At 44.6% G+C, this 20315-nt stretch carries 21 protein-coding genes and 2 tRNA genes; 12 read left to right on the top strand and 11 right to left on the bottom strand.

Going from position 1 to position 20315, the window contains the following annotated elements; translation table 11 throughout:
- Window position 1 precedes the first annotated feature (1 nt).
- Both FLA_RS03205 and FLA_RS03210 read right to left on the bottom strand, forming a co-directional pair.
- The gene (locus FLA_RS03205; RefSeq protein WP_076381990.1) at window positions 2-1786 is read right to left on the bottom strand and encodes an ABC transporter ATP-binding protein; all 1785 of its coding nucleotides are present in this window, start codon (window positions 1784-1786) and stop codon (window positions 2-4) included.
- A gap of 5 nt (window positions 1787-1791) precedes the next feature.
- Window positions 1792-2562 (bottom strand): AMP nucleosidase, encoded by a 771-nt coding sequence (locus FLA_RS03210; protein ID WP_076381989.1) that lies wholly within the window; start codon window positions 2560-2562, stop codon window positions 1792-1794.
- Window positions 2563-2603: 41 nt separating this feature from the next.
- Between FLA_RS03210 and FLA_RS03215 the strand changes: the two genes are divergently transcribed.
- Entirely contained in the window at window positions 2604-3029 is a 426-nt protein-coding gene (locus FLA_RS03215; RefSeq protein WP_076381988.1) for a type I restriction enzyme HsdR N-terminal domain-containing protein, read from the top strand.
- A gap of 78 nt (window positions 3030-3107) precedes the next feature.
- Here the strand turns inward: FLA_RS03215 and FLA_RS03220 are convergent, their stop codons facing one another.
- From FLA_RS03220 to FLA_RS03235, 5 genes are all read right to left on the bottom strand, one after another.
- The gene (locus tag FLA_RS03220; protein WP_076381987.1) at window positions 3108-4532 is read right to left on the bottom strand and encodes a Glu/Leu/Phe/Val family dehydrogenase; all 1425 of its coding nucleotides are present in this window, start codon (window positions 4530-4532) and stop codon (window positions 3108-3110) included.
- A 57-nt stretch (window positions 4533-4589) separates the two neighbouring features.
- Window positions 4590-4739, bottom strand: a complete 150-nt coding sequence (locus FLA_RS31345; RefSeq protein ID WP_159445180.1) for a CcmD family protein — start codon at window positions 4737-4739, stop codon at window positions 4590-4592.
- Window positions 4732-5412, bottom strand: coding sequence for a cytochrome c biogenesis protein CcsA (gene ccsA, locus FLA_RS03225; RefSeq protein WP_076381986.1), 681 nt, complete (start codon window positions 5410-5412; stop codon window positions 4732-4734). The genes FLA_RS31345 and ccsA overlap by 8 nt, the downstream gene beginning before the upstream one ends.
- A gap of 128 nt (window positions 5413-5540) precedes the next feature.
- Window positions 5541-6206, bottom strand: a complete 666-nt coding sequence (locus FLA_RS03230; protein ID WP_076381985.1) for a heme exporter protein CcmB — start codon at window positions 6204-6206, stop codon at window positions 5541-5543.
- A gap of 15 nt (window positions 6207-6221) precedes the next feature.
- Window positions 6222-6785, bottom strand: a complete 564-nt coding sequence (locus FLA_RS03235) for a thymidine kinase (RefSeq protein WP_076381984.1) — start codon at window positions 6783-6785, stop codon at window positions 6222-6224.
- Window positions 6786-6872: 87 nt separating this feature from the next.
- On the opposite strand from FLA_RS03235, the gene FLA_RS03240 reads away from it, so the two are divergent.
- On the top strand, window positions 6873-7847 hold the full coding sequence (locus FLA_RS03240) for a hypothetical protein (RefSeq protein ID WP_096510699.1): 975 nt from the start codon (window positions 6873-6875) through the stop codon (window positions 7845-7847).
- Here the strand turns inward: FLA_RS03240 and FLA_RS03245 are convergent.
- Entirely contained in the window at window positions 7820-9070 is a 1251-nt protein-coding gene (locus FLA_RS03245; RefSeq protein WP_076381982.1) for a 3-deoxy-D-manno-octulosonic acid transferase, read from the bottom strand. The two genes, FLA_RS03240 and FLA_RS03245, sit on opposite strands and share 28 nt — an antisense overlap.
- A 61-nt stretch (window positions 9071-9131) precedes the next feature.
- Here FLA_RS03245 and FLA_RS03250 point away from each other — a divergent pair, with 61 nt between their 5' ends.
- From FLA_RS03250 to FLA_RS03285, 8 genes are all read left to right on the top strand, one after another.
- On the top strand, window positions 9132-9554 hold the full coding sequence (locus tag FLA_RS03250; protein ID WP_144264158.1) for a VOC family protein: 423 nt from the start codon (window positions 9132-9134) through the stop codon (window positions 9552-9554).
- 94 nt (window positions 9555-9648) lie between these two features.
- Window positions 9649-10782, top strand: a complete 1134-nt coding sequence (locus FLA_RS03255; protein ID WP_076381980.1) for a DegT/DnrJ/EryC1/StrS family aminotransferase — start codon at window positions 9649-9651, stop codon at window positions 10780-10782.
- 11 nt (window positions 10783-10793) lie between these two features.
- Window positions 10794-12095, top strand: coding sequence for a UDP-glucose dehydrogenase family protein (locus tag FLA_RS03260; RefSeq protein WP_076381979.1), 1302 nt, complete (start codon window positions 10794-10796; stop codon window positions 12093-12095).
- 20 nt (window positions 12096-12115) lie between these two features.
- On the top strand, window positions 12116-13093 hold the full coding sequence (locus FLA_RS03265; protein WP_076381978.1) for a UDP-glucuronic acid decarboxylase family protein: 978 nt from the start codon (window positions 12116-12118) through the stop codon (window positions 13091-13093).
- 5 nt (window positions 13094-13098) lie between these two features.
- Window positions 13099-14388 carry a nucleotide sugar dehydrogenase gene (locus FLA_RS03270; RefSeq protein ID WP_076381977.1) on the top strand — a complete coding sequence of 430 codons (1290 nt, stop codon included), beginning with the start codon at window positions 13099-13101 and terminating at the stop codon, window positions 14386-14388.
- 10 nt (window positions 14389-14398) lie between these two features.
- Window positions 14399-15280, top strand: coding sequence for a dTDP-4-dehydrorhamnose reductase (gene rfbD / locus FLA_RS03275; protein ID WP_076381976.1), 882 nt, complete (start codon window positions 14399-14401; stop codon window positions 15278-15280).
- A 96-nt stretch (window positions 15281-15376) separates the two neighbouring features.
- Window positions 15377-15898, top strand: a complete 522-nt coding sequence (locus FLA_RS03280; protein ID WP_076381975.1) for an acyl carrier protein — start codon at window positions 15377-15379, stop codon at window positions 15896-15898.
- Between the two features lie 24 nt (window positions 15899-15922).
- Window positions 15923-16285 carry a DUF1304 domain-containing protein gene (locus FLA_RS03285; RefSeq protein ID WP_076381974.1) on the top strand — a complete coding sequence of 121 codons (363 nt, stop codon included), beginning with the start codon at window positions 15923-15925 and terminating at the stop codon, window positions 16283-16285.
- A 52-nt stretch (window positions 16286-16337) separates the two neighbouring features.
- On the opposite strand, the gene FLA_RS03290 is transcribed toward FLA_RS03285, so the two are convergent.
- The 3 genes from FLA_RS03290 to tyrS form a co-directional block, all read right to left on the bottom strand.
- Window positions 16338-16408 (bottom strand) — tRNA-Gln (locus FLA_RS03290).
- A 127-nt stretch (window positions 16409-16535) separates the two neighbouring features.
- Window positions 16536-16606 (bottom strand) — tRNA-Gln (locus FLA_RS03295).
- Window positions 16607-16680: 74 nt separating this feature from the next.
- On the bottom strand, window positions 16681-17958 hold the full coding sequence (tyrS, locus tag FLA_RS03300; protein WP_076381973.1) for a tyrosine--tRNA ligase: 1278 nt from the start codon (window positions 17956-17958) through the stop codon (window positions 16681-16683).
- Between the two features lie 58 nt (window positions 17959-18016).
- Between tyrS and FLA_RS03305 the strand changes: the two genes are divergently transcribed.
- Window positions 18017-18397, top strand: a complete 381-nt coding sequence (locus FLA_RS03305; RefSeq protein WP_076381972.1) for an RDD family protein — start codon at window positions 18017-18019, stop codon at window positions 18395-18397.
- A 39-nt stretch (window positions 18398-18436) separates the two neighbouring features.
- The gene (hscA, locus tag FLA_RS03310; protein WP_076381971.1) at window positions 18437-20293 is read left to right on the top strand and encodes a Fe-S protein assembly chaperone HscA; all 1857 of its coding nucleotides are present in this window, start codon (window positions 18437-18439) and stop codon (window positions 20291-20293) included.
- Window positions 20294-20315: the final 22 nt, after the last annotated feature.

Here is a 20315-nt window from a genome sequence, read left to right on the forward strand (position 1 = left end):
TTTATAGAGATAATTGGGGGGCGGCCGCTATCAACTGTTGTGTATAACTACTCTTTGGATGGTTATACACCTGTTCGGCAGGGCCGCATTCTTCTATCTGCCCTTTGTTCATGACCATAATACGGTCGCTGATATATTTTACCACCGACAGGTCGTGCGAGATAAACACCGATGTAAAACGAAACTCCTTTTTTAAGTCGTTCAGCAGGTTCAGCACCTGTGCCTGCACACTCACATCCAGCGCCGAAACACTTTCATCACACACTACAAAAGAGGGCTGTAAAGCCAGTGCCCGCGCTATTACAATACGTTGCCGCTGACCACCGCTAAACTCATGCGGGTAGCGGTTAAAATGCTCTGGCAGCAGGTTTACTTTTTGGAGTAGTTCTATTACCATTGTCTTGCGTTGTGCTTCTGTGTTGCCTATGCCATGCACCTTCAACACCTCTGCAATGGCGCTGCCTATGGGTTTACGTGGATTTAAAGAGGAATACGGGTCCTGAAAAATAATCTGCATTTGCCGGCGCATTTCTTTGAGCCTGCTTTCACTCATATGGTTAAGCGATTCATTGCCAAAAGTGATTTCGCCTGAAGTGGGGGCCACCAAACGCAGTAAAGCGCGACCTAATGTGGACTTGCCGCAACCGGATTCACCTACTAAGCCTAATGTTTCACCTTCATATATCTGAAAGCTTACATCGTTTACCGCTTTTGTGTATGCGGTGGCCTTACCAAAGAAATTACGGGAGCGGGGATACCATACTTCCAGGTTGGTAACGGTAATAAGCGGTGTGGCTTCAACGGTGTTAATGTTATCGGATATGCTGTTGCTGGCAGTTTCAGTAGTGGTAATGGATGCGGGTGACGAGGCTATTGTCAGCGCCACGGACACTGTATTGTTTTCGTCAGGTAAAGACGATGATTCGCCAGGCGTTAAAAAATCACTCACCACAGGTAAGCGTTGCCCGCGGGGATACAAAGCAGGGCGGCATGCCAGCAGCGCTTGGGTATAAGGATGTTGGGGTTGTGTAAAGATATCGTGCGTAGTGCCTTCTTCCACTACCTGCCCTTTATACATTACTACAATGCGGTCGGCTATTTCGGCTACTACACCTAAATCGTGCGTAATGAACAACACGCCCATTTGCTGCTGTTGCTGTAATTGCTTAATGAGTTGTAATATACTTTTTTGTACGGTAACATCCAGTGCAGTAGTAGGTTCGTCGCAAATCAATAGCTCCGGCTGGCAGCTCATGGCCATGGCTATCATTGCCCGTTGCTTTTGGCCGCCGCTTATCTGGTGCGGATAGCTTTTGAAAATGCGCTCCGGATCGGGCAGCTGCACCTGGGTAAACAAATGAATAGTTTGTGTATAGGCCTGCTTTCGTGAAAGAGCAGTATGTTGCCGTAATGCTTCCATCACCTGGCTGCCGCAGGTGCGCACCGGGTTAAGTGAAGTCATGGGTTCCTGAAAAATCATCGCAATGCGTTTGCCACGTAGTTGCCTTATTTGTGCAGGAGTGGCCTGTAACAGATCCAGGCTATTATTGTTTTGGGTGTACCAGATATGACCATGTGTGTAGAGGGCAGGAGGGCTGGGTAGTAAACGCAGCACGGATAAAGAAGTAACCGATTTGCCCGAACCAGATTCACCAACCACGGCTACCAGTTCGCCCTTGTTAACAGTAACGGAAACCCTTTGTAAAGCGTTGTGGGTGGCATTATGTTGCTGAAAGGCAACAGAAAGCGCCGCTACCTGTAACAAAGGGCTCCGGCTTTGGCTCATAGTAATTAGAAACGAAGATGGCGTACAGTGGCGCCGTTATTAATTAATTGTTTCAGCGAGTCAATGCCAATACGCAAATGTTTTTCTACGTATTGCGCTGTTACCTTAGTATCGCTGGCTTCGGTTTTCACGCCTTCCGGAATCATAGGCTGATCGCTCACCAGCAACAAGGCGCCGGTAGGGATATGGTTATAAAAGCCAACGGTAAAAATGGTGGCTGTTTCCATATCAATGGCGTAGGCCCGTATCTTTTTCAGGTACTCTTTAAACTCGATATCGTGTTCCCATACACGCCTGTTGACGGTGTATACGGTGCCAGTCCAATAATCTATCTGGTAGTCGCGTATAGTGGTAGAAATGGCCTTTTGCAGGGCGAAAGCAGGCATGGCCGGTACTTCGGAAGGGAAGTAGTCGTCGGAAGTACCTTCGCCGCGTATAGCAGCAATAGGTAGTATCAGGTCGCCTATTTTATTGCGTTTTTTCAAGCCACCACACTTGCCTAAGAATAACACCGCACTAGGGGCAATGGCGCTTAACAAATCCATTACAGTGGCGGCATTAGGGCTGCCCATGCTAAAGTTGATAATGGTAATACCTTCTGCTGTGGCGCATTGAAAAGGGCGGTCTTTACCAACTACTTCCACATTATGCCAGTCGGCAAACATCTGCACGTAATTGCTAAAGTTGGTGAGGAGGATGTATTTACTGAAATTTTCTAGTTTTTCGCCTGTATACCGGGGTAACCAGTTGTTAACGATCTCTTCTTTTGTCTTCATGTGTTATAAGTATTAGTATGCAGGTTAGCTTTGCGTGTAATATGGTGAAGATAACATTTCCTGAGCATAATTTCCGGTTCAAGGAGGAGGAGGGGAAAGAATGCATCTTTGACGAGGTTCGTTGTAAATGGGTGCGGCTAACCCCGGAAGAGTGGGTGCGGCAGAACTTTATTCAATACCTGGTGCAGGTGAAAAAATATCCTACCGCTATTATGGCGGTGGAAAAGACCATTAAGCTGGGCGAGCTGAAAAAGCGTTGCGACATTGTAGTATACCGCCACAGCAAACCCTGGATGATTATTGAATGTAAAGAAACAGAAGTGCCTTTAAACGATGCCGTAGCATCACAGATATTCCGCTATAACATTACCCTGGATGTAGACTACCTGGTGGTTACCAATGGGCATTATACGTATGCACTGGATACTAAAGCCAGGCAGGGAATGGCAGAATTACCGATGTATTAAAGCCATATTGGTACCCATAAAAAAAGCCAGCACCCGGTAAAGGTACTGGCTTTTCTATATAAGAAAAGAAAGTAACTACTATGGGAAAATACCTAACTCGGCATAAGAAGTACCTACTTTGTTAATAGCTACTACAAACGCTGCAGTACGCATATCAGGAATAGTAGGATTGCTTAACCAGGTGTTCATGATTTCGCGGGTGGCTTCAATCATGGTTTCTTCCAGGCCGCTGTGTACCAGGTCTACTTCATCTGCACCATGTGCAATGAATTTTCTTTCCTGGTCAGCTACCTTTTTACCAGTCAGCTCTTCAATAGTGCTGAGGATGTGAATGTTCATATTCTCGTCAAAGCGTTTGCCTAAGCGGCCGTAACGTACGTGGCTCAGGTTTTTCAGCCATTCGAAATAAGAAACAGTTACACCACCTGCATTCAGGTACATATCTGGGATTACCAGGATACCTTTTTTAGCAAAGACTTCATCTGCTTCAGGAGTTAACGGACCGTTAGCTGCTTCACCAATGATTTTTGCTTTTACATTAGGAGCGTTATCGCCATTGATAACGTTTTCCAGTGCAGCCGGGATTAAGATATCACACTCCAGTTCCAGTGCATCTGTGCTTTTAGCCAGGTTAGTAGCACCAGGGAAGTTGAGGATAGAACCGGTTGCTTTTCTGTGCTGGAACACTTCTTCTTCGTTTAAGCCGGCTGCATTATAAATAGCGCCCTCAAACTCAGCAATAGCTACCACTTTAGAACCGCCTTCGCGGAAGAATTTGGCAGAGTGATAACCCACGTTACCTAAACCTTGTACTACTACCGTTTTATCTTTAACGCCTACAGTAAGGCCCAGTTTCTTCATAACATCAGGCATAGAACATACCTCGCGAATACCAAAGAACACACCTAAACCGGTGGCTTCTTTACGGCCGCGTACACCACCTTGTGAAACAGGTTTGCCTGTAACACAACCCATGGCATCTACTTCGCCGGGGTTCATGGTCATGTAGGTATCCAGTATCCAAGCCATTTCTCTTTCGCCGGTACCGTAGTCAGGAGCGGGTACGTCAATGCCGGGGCCAATGAACTTTTTCTTGATCAGCTCAGAGGTATAACGGCGGGTGATTTTTTGCAGTTCAAACTCGCTGAAGCTGCGCGGGTTAATTTTAATACCACCTTTACCGCCACCAAAAGGCACGTTTACAATAGCACACTTATAGGTCATCAGAGCCGCCAGCGCCTGTACTTCATCCTGGTTCACCGCTTCGCTGAAACGGATACCACCTTTACAAGGCGATTTGTGGTGGCTGTGTTGTACGCGATAAGCTTCAATTACTTCTATTTCACCATTATCACGGCGAACAGGGAATTTCATGCTGTATACTGCGTTACACGCTTTAATCTGTTCCAGTATACCAGCTTCCCACTTAGTGAACTTGGACGCTTTATCAAAACTTTTGTTTACACTGTCATAAAAGCTATAGTGCTGTTCTTGTTCTGACATACATTTAATTTAAGGTTCGTATTCTGTTTTTTCAATGTGCGATAATAAGGCTGGAAATTAGTTGTGTTGCTCTTTTTCCAGTCGGCCAATTTTTCTATCCAGGTTTACCAGGTAAATAAACAGGCCTGTAACAATGGTAACCACTACGGCCATCACCACGTAAATTTTTCCGTTGGTTAACATCAAATCTGTTGTAGTACTATTCATGAGCATGTTTCTTTTCTATCAGTATGCGTAAACGGATGCGTAAAGTGGCTATCCATACACCCAGCAACGTCCAGCCAATAAAAGCAGGAATCATCACTGTTTTCATAGCCAAGGTGGTATCGCCGGGGTTTAATGCGGGATTACCCTCACTGCCTTGTCCGCCGGGATGCAGGCTTTCTTTTAACCTGGGCAAAATCCAGATAGTAGGAAACAGCATACAAAAGGCAAAGATGTTATATACAGCGCTGATGCGTGAGCGTTTGTCCATATCGGTAAAAGCGCCCCTTAAAACAAAGTAGGCCAGGTATATTAATATAGCTAGCGCCGCCCCGTTTTGTTTAGGATCGCCACTCCAGGCAATGCCCCACTGGTAGCGGGCCCATATCATACCGGTAACCAAACCCAACAGTGCAAACACACATCCGGTGCGCACAAATTCCACGGAATACAGGTCGTATTCAATATTGTTGGTACGTAAATATTGAACTGCATAGAACACCGACGCTCCAAACAGAGACATCATCACTATCCACATAGGTACATGAAAAAACAGGTTGCGGATAGAATGTTGAAGCCTGCCATCTAAACTGGGAATATCAACCAAAAAGCCCATCGTACAAACGTACATGAGAAGAATAAAGGTCAACAGCTTCCACCAGGATTGTCGAATCATGCTAAATCTAATTTACACGCAGAAACCAGTACGGGTTTGTTTAGCAAGCAATACGGGTTTTTATTGTGTTCTGCTTCGCAAAATTAGGGGGAAAGGTGTTAACAAACGCGCGTTAGTTTTTTATTTTTTTAATCTTTCCAAAGGAAGGGGAAAAGAATAACGGCTAACGCAACTATCATACAATCAAAGCCTACCAGCAAGAAAATCATTTGTGCTAAACCCGATTGTACCACCGGGGCAAAAGCAATATTGGCAATACGGGCCAGTAACAGCAACTGTGGCACCACCAGCGGAAAGCCCATAACAGCTACCAGGGACGCCTGCTGCTGGGCTTTGGCAGCAATGGCCGACAAAAAGGTAAACAGCAGGCTAAGCCCTGCGCCACCCAGGCACGAGATGCCCGCAAACAACACAAAATGTTCCAGTGGGTTACCTAACAGTACTACAAAAATAACCAGGCTAAGAAGGGTCATTACACCCATTAGCAAAGTGTTAAAAATGAGTTTGGATAAAATAAAGTCTTTAGCACCGGCTATGGTGTAATAATACAGCAGGCGGCCACGCTGTTCCTGTAAAAAGCTTTTAGCCACCCCGTTGGTGCATACAAACACCTGCACCACCCAGAACAGGGCATTCCATACTTCATTCTCGGGCTGCCCCATAATAAGATATACTACAAAAATGGTAGAAGCAATGTACAGGAACACCCCGTACAGGCTGTATTGCTGCCGCAGTTCTAATAATATATCTTTTTTAACAAGCGCTAAAACACGCGCTCCAGGCTTTTCCCGCATAGTATAAAGGTAGGGTTATAGGTGATAACAGTGCCGGCACAAAGGCTCGTACACATCTTTTTCGCCCAGCAACACCTGGCTGCCCTGCGTGGTTTTGCGGTGCGAGATATTGGCAATGTTGCCACATTTTACACAAATGGCATGTAGTTTGGTTATGTAGTCCGCAATAGCAAGCAATTGCGGCATAGGCCCAAAAGGTTTACCTAAGAAATCCATATCCAGGCCTGCTACTATCACCCGAACGCCCCTCACAGCTAAAGTTTCACAAACATGAATAATTTCTTCGTCAAAGAACTGGGCTTCGTCAATACCTACCACATCTACATCCTGGGCCAGCAGCAGAATGGTTTGGGAGTTTTCAATAGGAGTAGACAATATAGCATTGGAGTCGTGGCTTACCACCTGCATTTCGTGGTAGCGCACATCTATAGCAGGTTTAAAAATCTCTACTTTCAGGTTCGCAATTTTAACCCGTTTCAGGCGTCTGATCAGTTCTTCCGTTTTTCCACTAAACATAGATCCGCATATCACCTCTATCCACCCTCTGCGTTCACCTGTAATGTTAGGTTCAATAAACATTTGTAAATAATTGTATTTGAAGGAAAAACCTTAGTAACTTTAAATAACTATTCCATTTTTCTCACGCCCCCCAAAAGTACAGATACTATGGAAAGAGTCGGTACATTGATTTATAAATTACTGGAGCAATACCAATTGCAAACACAGCCCGGGCAAATGATGATGACGGCCCAGATGCTGCTTACCGAGCTGCAGCAATGTGAGCTGGCAGCTGCGCAGCCTGCGTCAAAAACAGTGACCGTAGTGATTCCCGCTGTAGCACAACCCGCGCCGGAGCCTGTACTGCAGGCGCATCAACCGGTAGTGGCCGAAACCGTGGCAGTAAGTTCGCCACCATTTCAACCACAGCAGCCATACCAGCCTTATCAGCATTACCAGTCTTCATCAGGATGGCAGCAGGCAAATCCTGCACCGGCAACACACACGCATACTACTACGGTGCAAATGCCCGCAGCTACAGCACCTGTGCAACAAACAGCGTTTGTACAGCAGGTGGTTCCCATGCAACAAGCTGTTCCCATGCAACAGGTAGCGCCTGTACAGCAACACGTAGTTACACCTATGCCTGTTACCCCGGTAATGGAAGAAGAAGCGCCTGCGCCACAGCCTGCTATTCCTTCTGTGCCACCGGCTCCTGTGCAGCAAAGCAAAGGCTGGCAGTTTGACCCTGTACATGATGTGCCTACTTTAATACATCAGCAGGATACTGCAACAGCAGTGATTTACGATATTAACGACAGGATAACGGCAGCTACCAAAAGCGAAAGCCTGAACGAAAGGTTGCGGGTAGAGAAAATAGAGCTGGGGAGCGTGTTACAGGAAAGCCCTATCAGGGACCTGAAAAAAGCTATAGGCATCAACGACCGCTACCTGTTTATCAACGAACTGTTCAGGGGTGACGAAACCATGTATGAACGCAGTCTGAAAACCATTAATGGCTTTAATATACTACCCGAAGCGCAGTACTGGATACAACGCGAGCTAAAAGTAAAACTAGGCTGGAACGAGCACAGCGAAGCTGTTGCGCATTTTGATCAATTGGTGAAAAGACGGTTTACCTGAATATAATTGACCAGGGTTGTAGTGGCGCCTGCCTTACTGCTTACATAGTTACCGGCATGGTCAGCAGCGGCGGTATACAACGCTGCGTTGCTCAACAATTGGTCAAATACTTTTTCCAGGTGCAAGGCATCCGGCACACTAAAAGCACCTTCCTGCTCCAGCATTTCCACTGCTTCAAAGTATTTATCGTAAACAGGACCAAAGACTACCGGTTTGTAATACACTGCCGCTTCCAGTATATTATGAATGCCATCGCCACCAAAGCCGCCACCCACATAACAAATAGTGGCATAGTGATATAACCGGCTTAGCATACCTATATTATCTATAATCAGCACATTGGCATTGCTATTCTGCTGTTTTTCCCACTCACTGAACAATACAGCCTGCTTGTATAAGTGCTGACATTCTTTTATCCTTTCCACGCCTATATCGTGGGGGGCTATAATAAAACGTATGTCCGGGTGTGTATTGGCAAAATGGTCCAGTTCTTCATCATCCTCACTCCAGGTGCTGCCGGCAACAATAACGGGTTTGCCATTACAAAACTGTTCAATAACCGGCAGTGGCGAAAAGTTACCGGCAATTTCCAGCACCCTGTCAAACCGCGTATCACCTGCTATGGTAATATTGTTATAGCCTACACTTTGCAGTAAAGTTGCAGACGCCTGGTTTTGTACAAAAAAATGCGTGAAGCAATCCAGCATTCGCCTGTGAAACTGACCATAGCTTTTGAAAAAAGCCTGGTTGCTGCGGAAAATGCCTGATACTAACAATAATGGAATGTTACGGTTACGGGCCTGTTGCAGGTAGTAGTGCCAGAACTCGTATTTTACAAACAGCACCAGCGAAGGCTGTACGATGTCGAAAAAATTACGGGCATTGCGTGCAGAATCCATTGGCAGGTAAAAGATCCAATCTGCACCTTTATATTGTTTCTGCACTTCATATCCCGAAGGCGAAAAAAAGGTGAGTAATATACGGGTGTGGGGGTGTTGTAGCCGTAAAGCTTCCAGCACTGGGCGGCCCTGTTCAAACTCGCCCAGTGAAGCACAATGCATCCATATAACCGGTTGTGTGTTTGGTTGCAGGGCCTGTTGTAAGGCAGTGAATATGTTTTTACGCCCGTTCACCCACAAGCGGGCTTTGGCGTTAAATGCACCCAGTATCCTTGCCATAAAAGGATATACACTGATAAAAAAGCGGTATAGCAGCTTACTCATAATTGATTCTCTGTTACAAAGAAAGGGTAAAAATGCGCATGGGAAATGTAACCGGTAAAATGTGGGTGGGTATATTTATAACATGTTACCACAGGCCATTAGTTATATTACAATAGGGGTGAAAAACCTGGAAGCGATGAAACACTTTTATATGTACCTTTTTGGGTGGACACCTATGAAAGATACACCGGAAATGGTGTTTTTTGCTATGAATGGATGCGTGTTGGCCCTTTATCCGGTGCAGCTATTGGCTGCGGAAATAGGCGAGGAGGGGATGGTAATGGGTAAAAGTAAAGTGACATTGGCGGTAAATATGGCAAACAGGCAACAGGTAGATACGCTGTTTGCTGCTTTTACAAAAAAAGGAGTTCGCATATTAAAAATGCCTGAAACTGTTTCATGGGGTGGATATCGGGGCTATATTGCGGACACGGAAGAAAATTACTGGGAAATTGTATGGAATCCCCATATTCCGGTAGACTAACGGGAAACACAATAGCACCCACCGGGGGCCATTGTAACAGTATGGTTTTGATACGTTTTTACATTAGTTTTGTCCGCACTCAAAATAAAGGATTATGAAGGCCATCCAGATGGTGGATTTAAAGACACAGTACCAGCATTTGAAGCAGGAAATAGATGCAGCAGTGATTGGCGTACTGGAAAGCAGCGCTTTTATTAATGGAAAGCCTGTGCAGGATTTATCTGATGCTTTAAGCGCTTATCTGGGGGTGAAACATGTAATTCCCTGTGCCAATGGTACCGATGCTCTGCAAATAGCTTTAATGGCATTGGGTTTGCAGCCAGGTGATGAGGTAATTACGCCTTCTTTTACTTTTATAGCTACTACCGAAGTGGTGGCGTTGTTACAGTTGAAGCCCGTGTTTGTGGAAGTAGAGAAGGATACATTTTGTATAGATCCGGAAGCATTGCGCAAGGCTATTACACCTAAAACAAAAGCAATTGTTCCTGTACATTTATACGGCCATGCCGCCAATATGGAAGCGATTATGCAAATTGCAGCAGAACATAATCTGCCGGTAATTGAAGATAATGCCCAGGCTATTGGTTGTGATTACCGCTTTAGTGATGGAACCGTAAAGAAAACCGGCTCAATAGGTCATGTGGGCACTACTTCTTTCTTTCCCTCTAAAAATTTAGGGGCGTATGGTGACGGAGGGGCTATATTTACGAACGACGACAAGCTGGCTGTGCAATTGAAGATGGTTGCTAACCATGGACAAAGTAAGCGCTACTATCACGATGTAGTAGGCTGCAATTCCCGCTTAGATACGATTCAGGCTGCCATATTGAATATTAAGTTGCGTGAGCTGGATAATTATATTCAGCGAAGGAATAATGCTGCTGCTTATTACAGCAAGGCTTTTGCTGGTAATCCTAAAATTACCACACCTGCCATTGCCGGTTACAGCAACCACGTGTTTCACCAATATACCATGGTGTTAAACGGGGTAAGCAGGGATGGGTTAAACCAATACCTGGCTGAGAAGCAAATTCCTTCTATGATTTATTATCCTGTGCCGGGACATAAGCAAAAGATGTTTGATGCGTTGGGTTTGCCTGAGTATGATTTGCCGGTGACTGACTGGCTTACCGAACGTGTAATATCCCTGCCAATGCATACCGAACTGGACACGGAACAACTGGAATACATTGCTTTAACCGTGTTGGAATATATAAATAACAATTAAAAAACGTATCAATGAAATTAACCGTAGTTGGCACTGGCTATGTTGGTTTGGTAACTGGTACCTGTTTTGCAGAAACAGGGAATTTTGTAACCTGTGTGGATATTGACGCTAAGAAAGTAGAAAAACTTTCCAGCGGAGAAATCACCATTTTCGAACCAGGTTTGGAAAAACTGTTTGCCCGCAACCTGAAAGATGGGCGTTTACAGTTTACTACCGATCTGGCGGCAGGCCTGGAAGATGCAGAAGTAGTATTCCTTGCATTGCCTACCCCTCCCGGCGAAGATGGTAGTGCAGATCTTAGCTACATTTTAGGGGTTTCCGACAGCATTGGTAAATTACTGAAAGACTACAAAGTAATCATTGATAAAAGTACCGTACCCGTAGGCACCGCTGCAAAAGTGCATGCAGCTATTGCCAAAAACTATTCAGGCGAATTTGACGTGGTAAGTAACCCCGAGTTCTTACGCGAAGGAGTAGCTGTTGACGACTTTATGAAGCCCGACCGCGTTGTAATTGGGACTACCTCAGAAAGAGCGCAGAAACTGATGAACGATTTATATGCTCCTTTTGTTCGTCAGGGCAACCCTATCATCTTTATGGATGAAAAAAGCGCCGAGTTAACCAAATATGCCGCTAACTCCTTCCTGGCTACTAAAATCTCTTTCATGAACGAGATTGCACAGTTGTGCGAAAAGCTGGGTGCAGATGTGGACATGGTAAGAAAAGGGATTGGTACAGATGATCGTATTGGCAAACGCTTCCTGTTTCCAGGTATTGGTTATGGTGGCAGCTGTTTTCCTAAAGACGTAAAAGCGCTGATCAAATCTTCTACAGAAGTAGCCTACGATTTTAAAATACTGAATGCAGTAGAAGAGGTAAACGAATTACAGAAGCTTCACCTGGTAAGCAAGATTAAAACTTATTATAAAGACGCGCTGAAAGGCAAACATTTTGCTTTATGGGGTTTGGCCTTTAAACCTAATACCGATGATATTCGCGAAGCTCCGGCTTTATATATTATCGACGCCTTATTAGCAGCGGGTGCAACCGTTACTGCATTCGATCCTGAGGCAATGAAAAATGTGCAGCGGGTACTGGGAGATAGCATTGCTTTTTCCAACGATCAGTATTCTGCACTCCATCATGCAGATGCGCTGATTATAGCTACAGAGTGGAACGAATTCAGAACTCCTGTATTTGATAAACTGGCAACTCTGCTGAAAAGTAAAACCATATTCGACGGGCGTAACCTGTTTGATGTTGATTATGTACGTGGTTTAGGATTTTATTACGAAAGCATTGGTCGTCCTTAACTCTATTATTTATTACCTGTATGGGCAAAAGAATTTTAATAACCGGCGCAGCCGGTTTTCTGGGATCGCACCTTTGCGACCGCTTTATCAATGAAGGTTATCATGTCATAGGCATGGATAACCTTATAACCGGTGACATGCGTAATATCGAGCACCTGTTCCCATTGTCTAACTTCGAGTTTTATCATCACGATGTAAGCAAGTTTATACATGTGCCGGGCGAGTTGGATTATATCCTGCACTTCGCTTCACCTGCCAGCCCTATCGACTACCTGAAAATTCCTATTCAAACATTGAAGGTAGGTGCATTAGGAACTCACAATTGCCTGGGGCTGGCGCGTGCTAAAAACGCAAGAATGCTGGTAGCTTCTACGAGTGAAATATATGGCGATCCGTTGGTGCATCCGCAAAACGAAGAGTACTGGGGTAATGTTAACCCGGTTGGTCCGCGTGGAGTATACGACGAAGCCAAGCGTTACATGGAAGCTATTACTATGGCTTACCATACTTTTCACGGTGTGCAAACGCGTATTATACGCATATTCAACACGTATGGCCCACGTATGCGATTGAATGATGGTCGTGCTTTACCTGCCTTTATTGGACAGGCGTTACGCGGCGAAGATTTAACTGTATTTGGCGATGGTAGCCAAACGCGTTCCTTCTGTTATGTGGATGACCTGGTAGAAGGTATTTACCGCTTGTTAATGAGTGATTATGAAAAACCGGTAAATATTGGCAACCCGAACGAAATTTCGTTGAAAGACTTTGCAGAAGAGGTGTTGAAACTCACCGGTTCTTCTGTTAAAATTATCTACAAGCCCTTGCCTGTAGATGATCCTAAGCAGCGTCGCCCGGATATTACCAAGGCGCAGGAATTGCTGGGTTGGGAGCCAAAAGTAGGCCGTGCAGAAGGTTTGAAAAAAACATACGAGTACTTCAAAAACCTGCCGCAGGAAGAGCTATACAAACAGCCCAAAACATTTGAATCTAAATAATAAGCATGCTTGCTTCCCTGGTTGCTAAAGAAAAGACACTGGCCGTAATTGGTCTGGGATATGTAGGGCTTCCCGTTGCTTTGGAAATGGCGAAGCACCTGAAAGTGATAGGATTTGATGTAAAAGAAAATCGCATCCGGCAGCTACAACAGGGAGTAGATCCCAGTGGCGAAATAGATAAATCATCATTCGAAGGCCGCAACATCGTGTTCACCTCTTCTATAGAGGTGCTGCGAGAGGCGGCCTTTTTTATTATAGCCGTTCCTACACCGGTAGATGAACATAATGTGCCCGATTTAACTGCTATCAAGGCCGCATCGGCCACCGTAGGCAGTGTGATTAAAAAAGGTGATTATGTAGTGTATGAATCTACTGTGTATCCCGGCTGTACCGAAGAAGATTGTCTGCCTGTAATAGAACAGGTGAGTGGTCTTACCCGTAACAGTGATTTTAAAACCGGTTATTCTCCCGAGCGTATTAACCCTGGAGATAAGGTGCATACCATTGCCAGTGTGATAAAAGTAGTAGCCGGAGGCGATGCCGAAGCGCTGGAGCAAATAGCCGGCGTGTACGAACTGATAGTGAAAGCAGGTGTACACAAAGTGAGTGCTATTAAAGTAGCGGAAGCTGCCAAAGTGATAGAAAACACACAGCGCGATTTAAACATTGCGTTGATGAATGAGTTGTCTATCATTTTTGATAAAATGGGCATTAGTACCTTTGAGGTGCTGGAAGCTGCGGGCACTAAATGGAATTTTTTAAAGTTTTACCCGGGTTTGGTAGGAGGACACTGCATAGGTGTTGATCCTTATTACCTTACGTATAAAGCGGCTGAACTAGGGTATAGTTCTAAAGTAATTCTGGCCGGCCGTTACATCAACGACGGAATGGGGGCTTATATCGCACAAAAGATAGTAAAGCATGTGCTGTTGCACAACGGTAACGTGAAAGAAGCCAGAGTATTAATTCTGGGCGCTACCTTTAAAGAGAATGTATCGGATGTGCGCAACTCTAAAGTGGCAGATGTGGTACGTGGTTTACAATCGTACTACCTGCAGGTAGAAGTGGCCGATCCTAACGCCAGTTCGGATGAGCTACAACACGAATATGGCTTTGGCCTGGTAGAAAAGCCTGCAGGACATTATGATGCCATTATTGTCGCCGTGGCGCACGATGAATATAAAGCATATGACGATGCCTGGTTTGCTGCTATCACTAAGCCGCATGCTTTAATTGCAGATGTAAAAGGTATTTATAAAAACAGGATACCGTCCAGGATGTACTGGAGCTTATAATATTATAATTATGAAACCGACTATATTGGTTACTGGTGGAAACGGGCAGCTGGGCTTTGAACTGGCCCGCCTGGAAACTGCTTTTCCGCAGTTTACATTTGTGTTCACTGACAGAACTACTTTAAACATCGCCAGTAAAGACGATGTATTAAAAGCTTTTGAGCAATATCAACCCGCTTATTTTGTGAACTGTGCGGCATATACTGCTGTAGATAAAGCTGAAACAGAGCGGGAAGCAGCTGCAAGTATCAATGCAGACGCGGTAGGTATTATTGCCACTTACTGCCAGCAGCATCGTACGCAATTAATACATGTAAGCACAGATTATGTGTTTAATGGCAAAGGCACCAGTCCCTATCTGCCAGATGATCCTACAGCCCCGCTCAACTATTATGGTCAAACCAAGTGGGAGGGCGAGCAGCTGGCATTAAAAGCTTGTTCTAATTCCATTATCATACGCACCTCGTGGGTGTATAGCGAGCATGGTAACAACTTTGTAAAAACAATGCTGCGCTTAATGGGGCAACGTCCCGAGTTAAATGTGGTAAGCGACCAGGTAGGGTGCCCTACCTATGCGCGCGATCTGGCAGCAGCTATCATGCACATCATAACCGTTACTCATTCAGGTGAAACCTTAACGCAAGGGGGGATTTATCACTATAGTAATAGTGGTGTTATTTCCTGGTACGATTTTGCCGTAGGCATACGCAATATCGCCGGTTTATCCTGCCAGGTACATCCCATACCATCCTCGGCCTATCCCACACCGGCAGCACGTCCATCTTACTCTGTAATGGATCTGAAAAAAATACAGGATGTATATGGTGTACCGGTAGTGCCCTGGGAAAATTCGTTAAAAGAATGTATCAACAGGCTGAATGCTTCTTTGTAGTTACAGCCGTTGTATAGGATAAAAAGAATGTACCCGTTATATTGTGTAACGGGTATTTTTTTGGGGGGCATCATTCCTTTATTAAAAAAATGAACTATGGGGCTGGATAGCGCTGAGCTGTTAATGGATGTTGAGCGATATTTTAATATTCAGATCCCTGGCAGGGAATCTGAGAATATATTTACGATACAAAACATGGTAGATGTGGTGGCTACACATTTACAGGTGACGTACGATAGGGCGCTGCTTAGGAATAAGGTGTTTGAAAGCATAATGCATGCGCTTGCCAAATCGGGACGCATGGGCCAATGGGTGATGTCGGATACATTGTCATCCTGTATTGATCTATATCACAAAGAGCAGTGGAATACGTTTCAGGAATATTTGATCCTATCTGTTCCCTGCATAGGCGAAAGATATTGGGGTAAATTGACATGGGGAGCCTTTACAGATGCTGTTTGTATGGCTAACTACGAGGAGCTGATTGAGCGGGAACGTATTAGCAGCCGTTATGAAATTTATATAGCTATAGGTGGCCTTACGGTAAATAAAACAGGAGTGGCATATTATGAAATAGCCCCTGAAAAATCATTTACTGACGATTTAGGCATAGATTAGTAGTAACATAAAAACACCTGCATTATGATTGCTAAAATATTGGTGGCATTGGTTGCCATAGAACACCTGTATATTTTATGGCTGGAAATGTTTGCCTGGACCACCAAAGGACGTAAGGTATTCAGAAGCCTGGCCCCTGACTTATTCGAGAAAACCCGATCGCTGGCTGCTAACCAGGGTTTATACAATGGCTTTCTGGCCGCTGGCCTTGTATGGTCATTATTAATTACTAACCAGGAATGGGCGCAACATATAGCTACTTTCTTTTTGTCTTGTGTATTAGTCGCCGGTTTATACGGTGGCCTTACTACTATGCGCGGTATTTTGGTAAAGCAGGCGTTGCCTGCGGCTGTGGCTTTGCTGGCGGTATTGGTGCTAGGTTATTAGATTCTTATTATAAGAGCATAAAAAAAGCGAGTAATTATTACTCGCTTTTTTGTTGGATTACTAGGATTCGAACCTAGACAGACAGAACCAAAATCTGTAGTGCTACCGTTACACCATAATCCAATCCGTTGTTCGGGGTGCAAATATAGGAGTAAAAAAGAAACTACCTGCAAATGATATCGAGAAAAATAAAAAAAATATATAGTGTGGTAGGGGCACAAAAAAAGCGAGGAATGATCTCGCTTTTTTGTTGGATTACTAGGATTCGAACCTAGACAGACAGAACCAAAATCTGTAGTGCTACCGTTACACCATAATCCATTCCGTTGTTGGGAGTGCAAATATAGTGTTTAACTCATTCACACCAAATATTTTGCACTTTTTTCCCGTCTTTTTTAGCTGAAGGCAACCAGGTAGTAATTCTTCTTGCCTTTTTGTACCAACAGGTATTTGTTGTGCAGCAATAGAGAACTGTTCAACTGAAATTGTACATCGCCTACTTTATTTCTGTTGATGCTTACGCCACCGCCTTGTATCATTTTACGTGCTTCGCCCTTGCTGGGGAAAATAGTGCTATCGGCTAGGAAAGTTACTATATCAATGCCCGCCTGTAGTGTGCCGGCAGCGAAGTTGATCTTTTCTACACCCTCCATGCCTTCCAGGTCTTCTACTGATAAAGATTCAGCAGGGGCGCTTTGGTTGGCAAACAGTTTTTCTGTGGTTTCAATGGCTTTGTTGTATTCTTCTTCGCCATGCACCAATACGGTTACTTCTTTCGCCAATGCTTTTTGTAATATACGGGCAGCCGCGTTTTGCTGATGTTGTTGTACCAGGTCGGCTACAGTGGGTTGATCCAGGAAAGTGAAGATCTTAATCCATTTTTCTGCATCTGCATCGCTGGAGTTTAACCAGAATTGGTAAAACTGATAAGGGGTTGTGCGCACAGGGTCCAGCCATATGTTGCCGCCTTCGCTTTTACCAAACTTGCCGCCGTCGGCCTTGGTAAGCAGGGGACAGGTAAATACAAAAGCTTCACCACCTGCTTTGCGGCGTACCAGTTCTGTACCGGTGGTCATGTTACCCCACTGGTCGCTGCCACCCATTTGCAGCTTACAGTTATTCTGTTGATACAGCCAGTAAAAATCATATCCCTGCATCAGCTGGTAAGCAAACTCGGTATAGCTGATACCGGTTTCGCCTTCAATACGTTTTTTAACGCTGTCCTTAGCCATCATATAGTTAACAGTGATGTGCTTGCCGGTGTCGCGTAAAAAGTCAATAAAAGAAATGGTTTTAAACCAGTCGTAGTTATTGGCCATAATAGCCTTGTTCTTCAGGCTGGGGTCAAAATTCAGAAACTTCTCCAGCTGACCTTTAATACCTGCTACGTTTTTAGCCAGAGATTCCTCGTCCAGCAGGTTACGTTCGGCACTTTTGCCCGATGGATCGCCAATCATACCGGTAGCGCCACCTACCAGTGCAATAGGCTGGTGACCAGCTTTTTGCAAATGAACCAGTAACAGGATAGGAACCAGGCTGCCTATATGCAAACTATCGGCTGTAGGGTCAAAGCCCACATAGCCTGTAGTCATTTCTTTTAAAAGTTGTTCTTCTGTGCCGGGCATAATATCTGCAATCATACCCCTCCAGCGTAATTCTTCTATAAGGTTCATTCCAACTTAATTTGAAGCAAAAATAACAGGAAACAACGTAAAGTGTTTTCTTTGCGGTATGATTAAGGTAGGCATAGGTACACGAATATTGAATTATCTGATAGACACGTTTATATTCTTCTGGATAGCATTTGCCGGTCATAAGTGGTTTGAGTTCCGTTATCGCTTTTATCACGACTACTATTTAACCTTTGCCCAGTGTTTTTTTATCGCCTGGTTTTTGTTTTACATTGTTTGTGAAGGTATTACGGCCCGTACGCCTGGTAAAAAGTTTACCAGCTCGGTGGTGGTGAACAAAAACGGGGGTAAGCCGGCTTTCTGGCAAATACTGGTGCGTTCTATAGTGCGCCTTACTATTATTGATTTCCTGTTTATTCCTTTCTTTGAAAAACCCTTACATGATGTGCTCAGCAGCACCGAAGTGGTAGAAACTAAATAACCGTATTGCGCGCCTATCTTTGCTTTTCAAACAGCAGAAATGGCTAAGATTGGAATTAATATAGCAACCGGTGGCTTGCAGCAGGCAGAGATGATTGTGGGAATTGACTTAGGAACTACTAATAGCCTGGTAGCTATTATACATCCTGACACTAAAAAGCCGGTAGCCTTACGCGAACATGATAGCAGTAGCCTGGTGCCTAGCATAGTACACTTTGATGCTGTAGGCAATGTGGTAGTAGGAGAGCAGGCCAGGCAGTACCTGGAATCTGACCCGCAAAATACGATTTTCAGCGCTAAGCGTTTAATGGGTAAAAGCTATAACGACATTAAGAATAATGCAGACTTTTTCACCTATAAAGTAATTGACGACGATACGGACCGCCTGGTTCGGGTGCAGGTGGGAGATAAATTTTACTCTCCTATTGAATTATCCTCCTTCATACTGAAAGAATTAAAGGCAAGGGCTGAGCATATTTTAAAAACGCCGGTAAGCAAAGCGGTAATTACTGTGCCGGCTTACTTTAACGATGCACAACGCCAGGCCACCCGCGATGCCGGTAAGCTGGCAGGACTGGATGTGCTGCGCATTGTAAACGAACCTACCGCAGCTAGTTTGGCCTATGGACTGGGGCTGGATAAAGAAGCCGATAAGACCATTGCTGTATACGATTTGGGCGGCGGTACCTTTGATATTTCTATACTTAAAATAACCAATGGCATTTTTGAAGTGCTTAGCACCAATGGGGATACTTACTTAGGGGGTGATGATTTTGATCAGGCTATACTTGAGTACTGGATCAACACATATAGTATAGAGGTGAGCACGCTGCAACAAAATAAGTCTCTGTCGCAATTGCTGCGTATGAAAGCAGAAGAAGCTAAAAAGCAGTTAAGTGTGAATGATAGTTATGAAACCAGCTGGAACGATATTCAGTTGTCAATTAACAAAACAGCCTTTGAAGCGGTAACACAACAACTGATAGATAAAACCATTGCCTGTTGTGCAAATGCTTTAAGTGATGCAGGGTTGCAGACTACAGATATTGAATCGGTGGTAATGGTAGGGGGTAGCATCCGTGTGCCTGCAGTACAGCAAGCAGTAAGCTCCTTTTTTCAGCAGCAAGTAAATAATAGTGTTCATCCTGATGAGGTAGTGGCGCTGGGCGCAGCCATACAGGCAGATATACTTGCCGGAAATAATAAAGAATTTTTATTACTGGATATTACACCCTTAAGCCTGGGCATAGAAACCATGGGAGGATTAATGGATGTGCTCATTCCCCGTAATTCTAAAATACCCACTAAGGTTGGTCGCCAGTATACTACACAAAAAGATGGACAGGGTAGCATGCGTATATCGGTGTTCCAGGGAGAACGTGACCTGGTAAAAGACAATCGTAAGCTGGCGGAATTTAACTTAACCGGCATACCAGGCATGCCAGCCGGCTTGCCTAAAGTAGAAGTAAGCTTTTTAATTAATGCAGATGGTATACTGGTGGTAAAAGCACAGGAACTACGCAGTGGGGTAGAGCAAACTATTGAAGTGAAACCTCAATACGGCCTTACAGACACAGATGTGGAAAGTATGTTGCTGGATAGCATTACCAACGCCCAGTCGGATATAACAACAAGGGCCGTGGTAGAAGCCAGAACGGAAGGAGAGCAATTGCTGGAAGCCACAGGAAGTTTTTTGTCTAAAAACGCGGGCTTTTTAACTCCGGAAGAAACAATAGCTACAGCCACAGCTATAGAAGCGTTGCAACAGGCAATGGCTACAGATGATAAAGATGCTATCCATTCTAAAATAGAAGCTTTAAATGAGGTGTCCCGCCCTTATGCGGAAAGGTTGATGGATGAAGCAATCAGTGTGGCTATGAAGGGAAAACGTATTTAATGGAAGGAGGTATTGAGCGGTA

The organism is Filimonas lacunae (genome assembly GCF_002355595.1).
Classification (GTDB): domain Bacteria; phylum Bacteroidota; class Bacteroidia; order Chitinophagales; family Chitinophagaceae; genus Filimonas; species Filimonas lacunae.

Coding starts and splice junctions, on each gene's coding strand:
- FLA_RS03205 (WP_076381990.1), bottom strand. CDS start 1,786: ATGAGCCAAAGCCGGAGCCCTTTGTTACAGGTAGCGGCGCTTTCTGTT.
- FLA_RS03210 (WP_076381989.1), bottom strand. CDS start 2,562: ATGAAGACAAAAGAAGAGATCGTTAACAACTGGTTACCCCGGTATACA.
- FLA_RS03215 (WP_076381988.1), top strand. CDS start 2,604: ATGGTGAAGATAACATTTCCTGAGCATAATTTCCGGTTCAAGGAGGAG.
- FLA_RS03220 (WP_076381987.1), bottom strand. CDS start 4,532: ATGTCAGAACAAGAACAGCACTATAGCTTTTATGACAGTGTAAACAAA.
- FLA_RS31345 (WP_159445180.1), bottom strand. CDS start 4,739: ATGAATAGTACTACAACAGATTTGATGTTAACCAACGGAAAAATTTAC.
- ccsA (WP_076381986.1), bottom strand. CDS start 5,412: ATGATTCGACAATCCTGGTGGAAGCTGTTGACCTTTATTCTTCTCATG.
- FLA_RS03230 (WP_076381985.1), bottom strand. CDS start 6,206: ATGCGGGAAAAGCCTGGAGCGCGTGTTTTAGCGCTTGTTAAAAAAGAT.
- FLA_RS03235 (WP_076381984.1), bottom strand. CDS start 6,785: ATGTTTATTGAACCTAACATTACAGGTGAACGCAGAGGGTGGATAGAG.
- FLA_RS03240 (WP_096510699.1), top strand. CDS start 6,873: ATGGAAAGAGTCGGTACATTGATTTATAAATTACTGGAGCAATACCAA.
- FLA_RS03245 (WP_076381982.1), bottom strand. CDS start 9,070: ATGAGTAAGCTGCTATACCGCTTTTTTATCAGTGTATATCCTTTTATG.
- FLA_RS03255 (WP_076381980.1), top strand. CDS start 9,649: ATGAAGGCCATCCAGATGGTGGATTTAAAGACACAGTACCAGCATTTG.
- FLA_RS03260 (WP_076381979.1), top strand. CDS start 10,794: ATGAAATTAACCGTAGTTGGCACTGGCTATGTTGGTTTGGTAACTGGT.
- FLA_RS03265 (WP_076381978.1), top strand. CDS start 12,116: ATGGGCAAAAGAATTTTAATAACCGGCGCAGCCGGTTTTCTGGGATCG.
- FLA_RS03270 (WP_076381977.1), top strand. CDS start 13,099: ATGCTTGCTTCCCTGGTTGCTAAAGAAAAGACACTGGCCGTAATTGGT.
- rfbD (WP_076381976.1), top strand. CDS start 14,399: ATGAAACCGACTATATTGGTTACTGGTGGAAACGGGCAGCTGGGCTTT.
- FLA_RS03280 (WP_076381975.1), top strand. CDS start 15,377: ATGGGGCTGGATAGCGCTGAGCTGTTAATGGATGTTGAGCGATATTTT.
- FLA_RS03285 (WP_076381974.1), top strand. CDS start 15,923: ATGATTGCTAAAATATTGGTGGCATTGGTTGCCATAGAACACCTGTAT.
- tyrS (WP_076381973.1), bottom strand. CDS start 17,958: ATGAACCTTATAGAAGAATTACGCTGGAGGGGTATGATTGCAGATATT.
- FLA_RS03305 (WP_076381972.1), top strand. CDS start 18,017: ATGATTAAGGTAGGCATAGGTACACGAATATTGAATTATCTGATAGAC.
- hscA (WP_076381971.1), top strand. CDS start 18,437: ATGGCTAAGATTGGAATTAATATAGCAACCGGTGGCTTGCAGCAGGCA.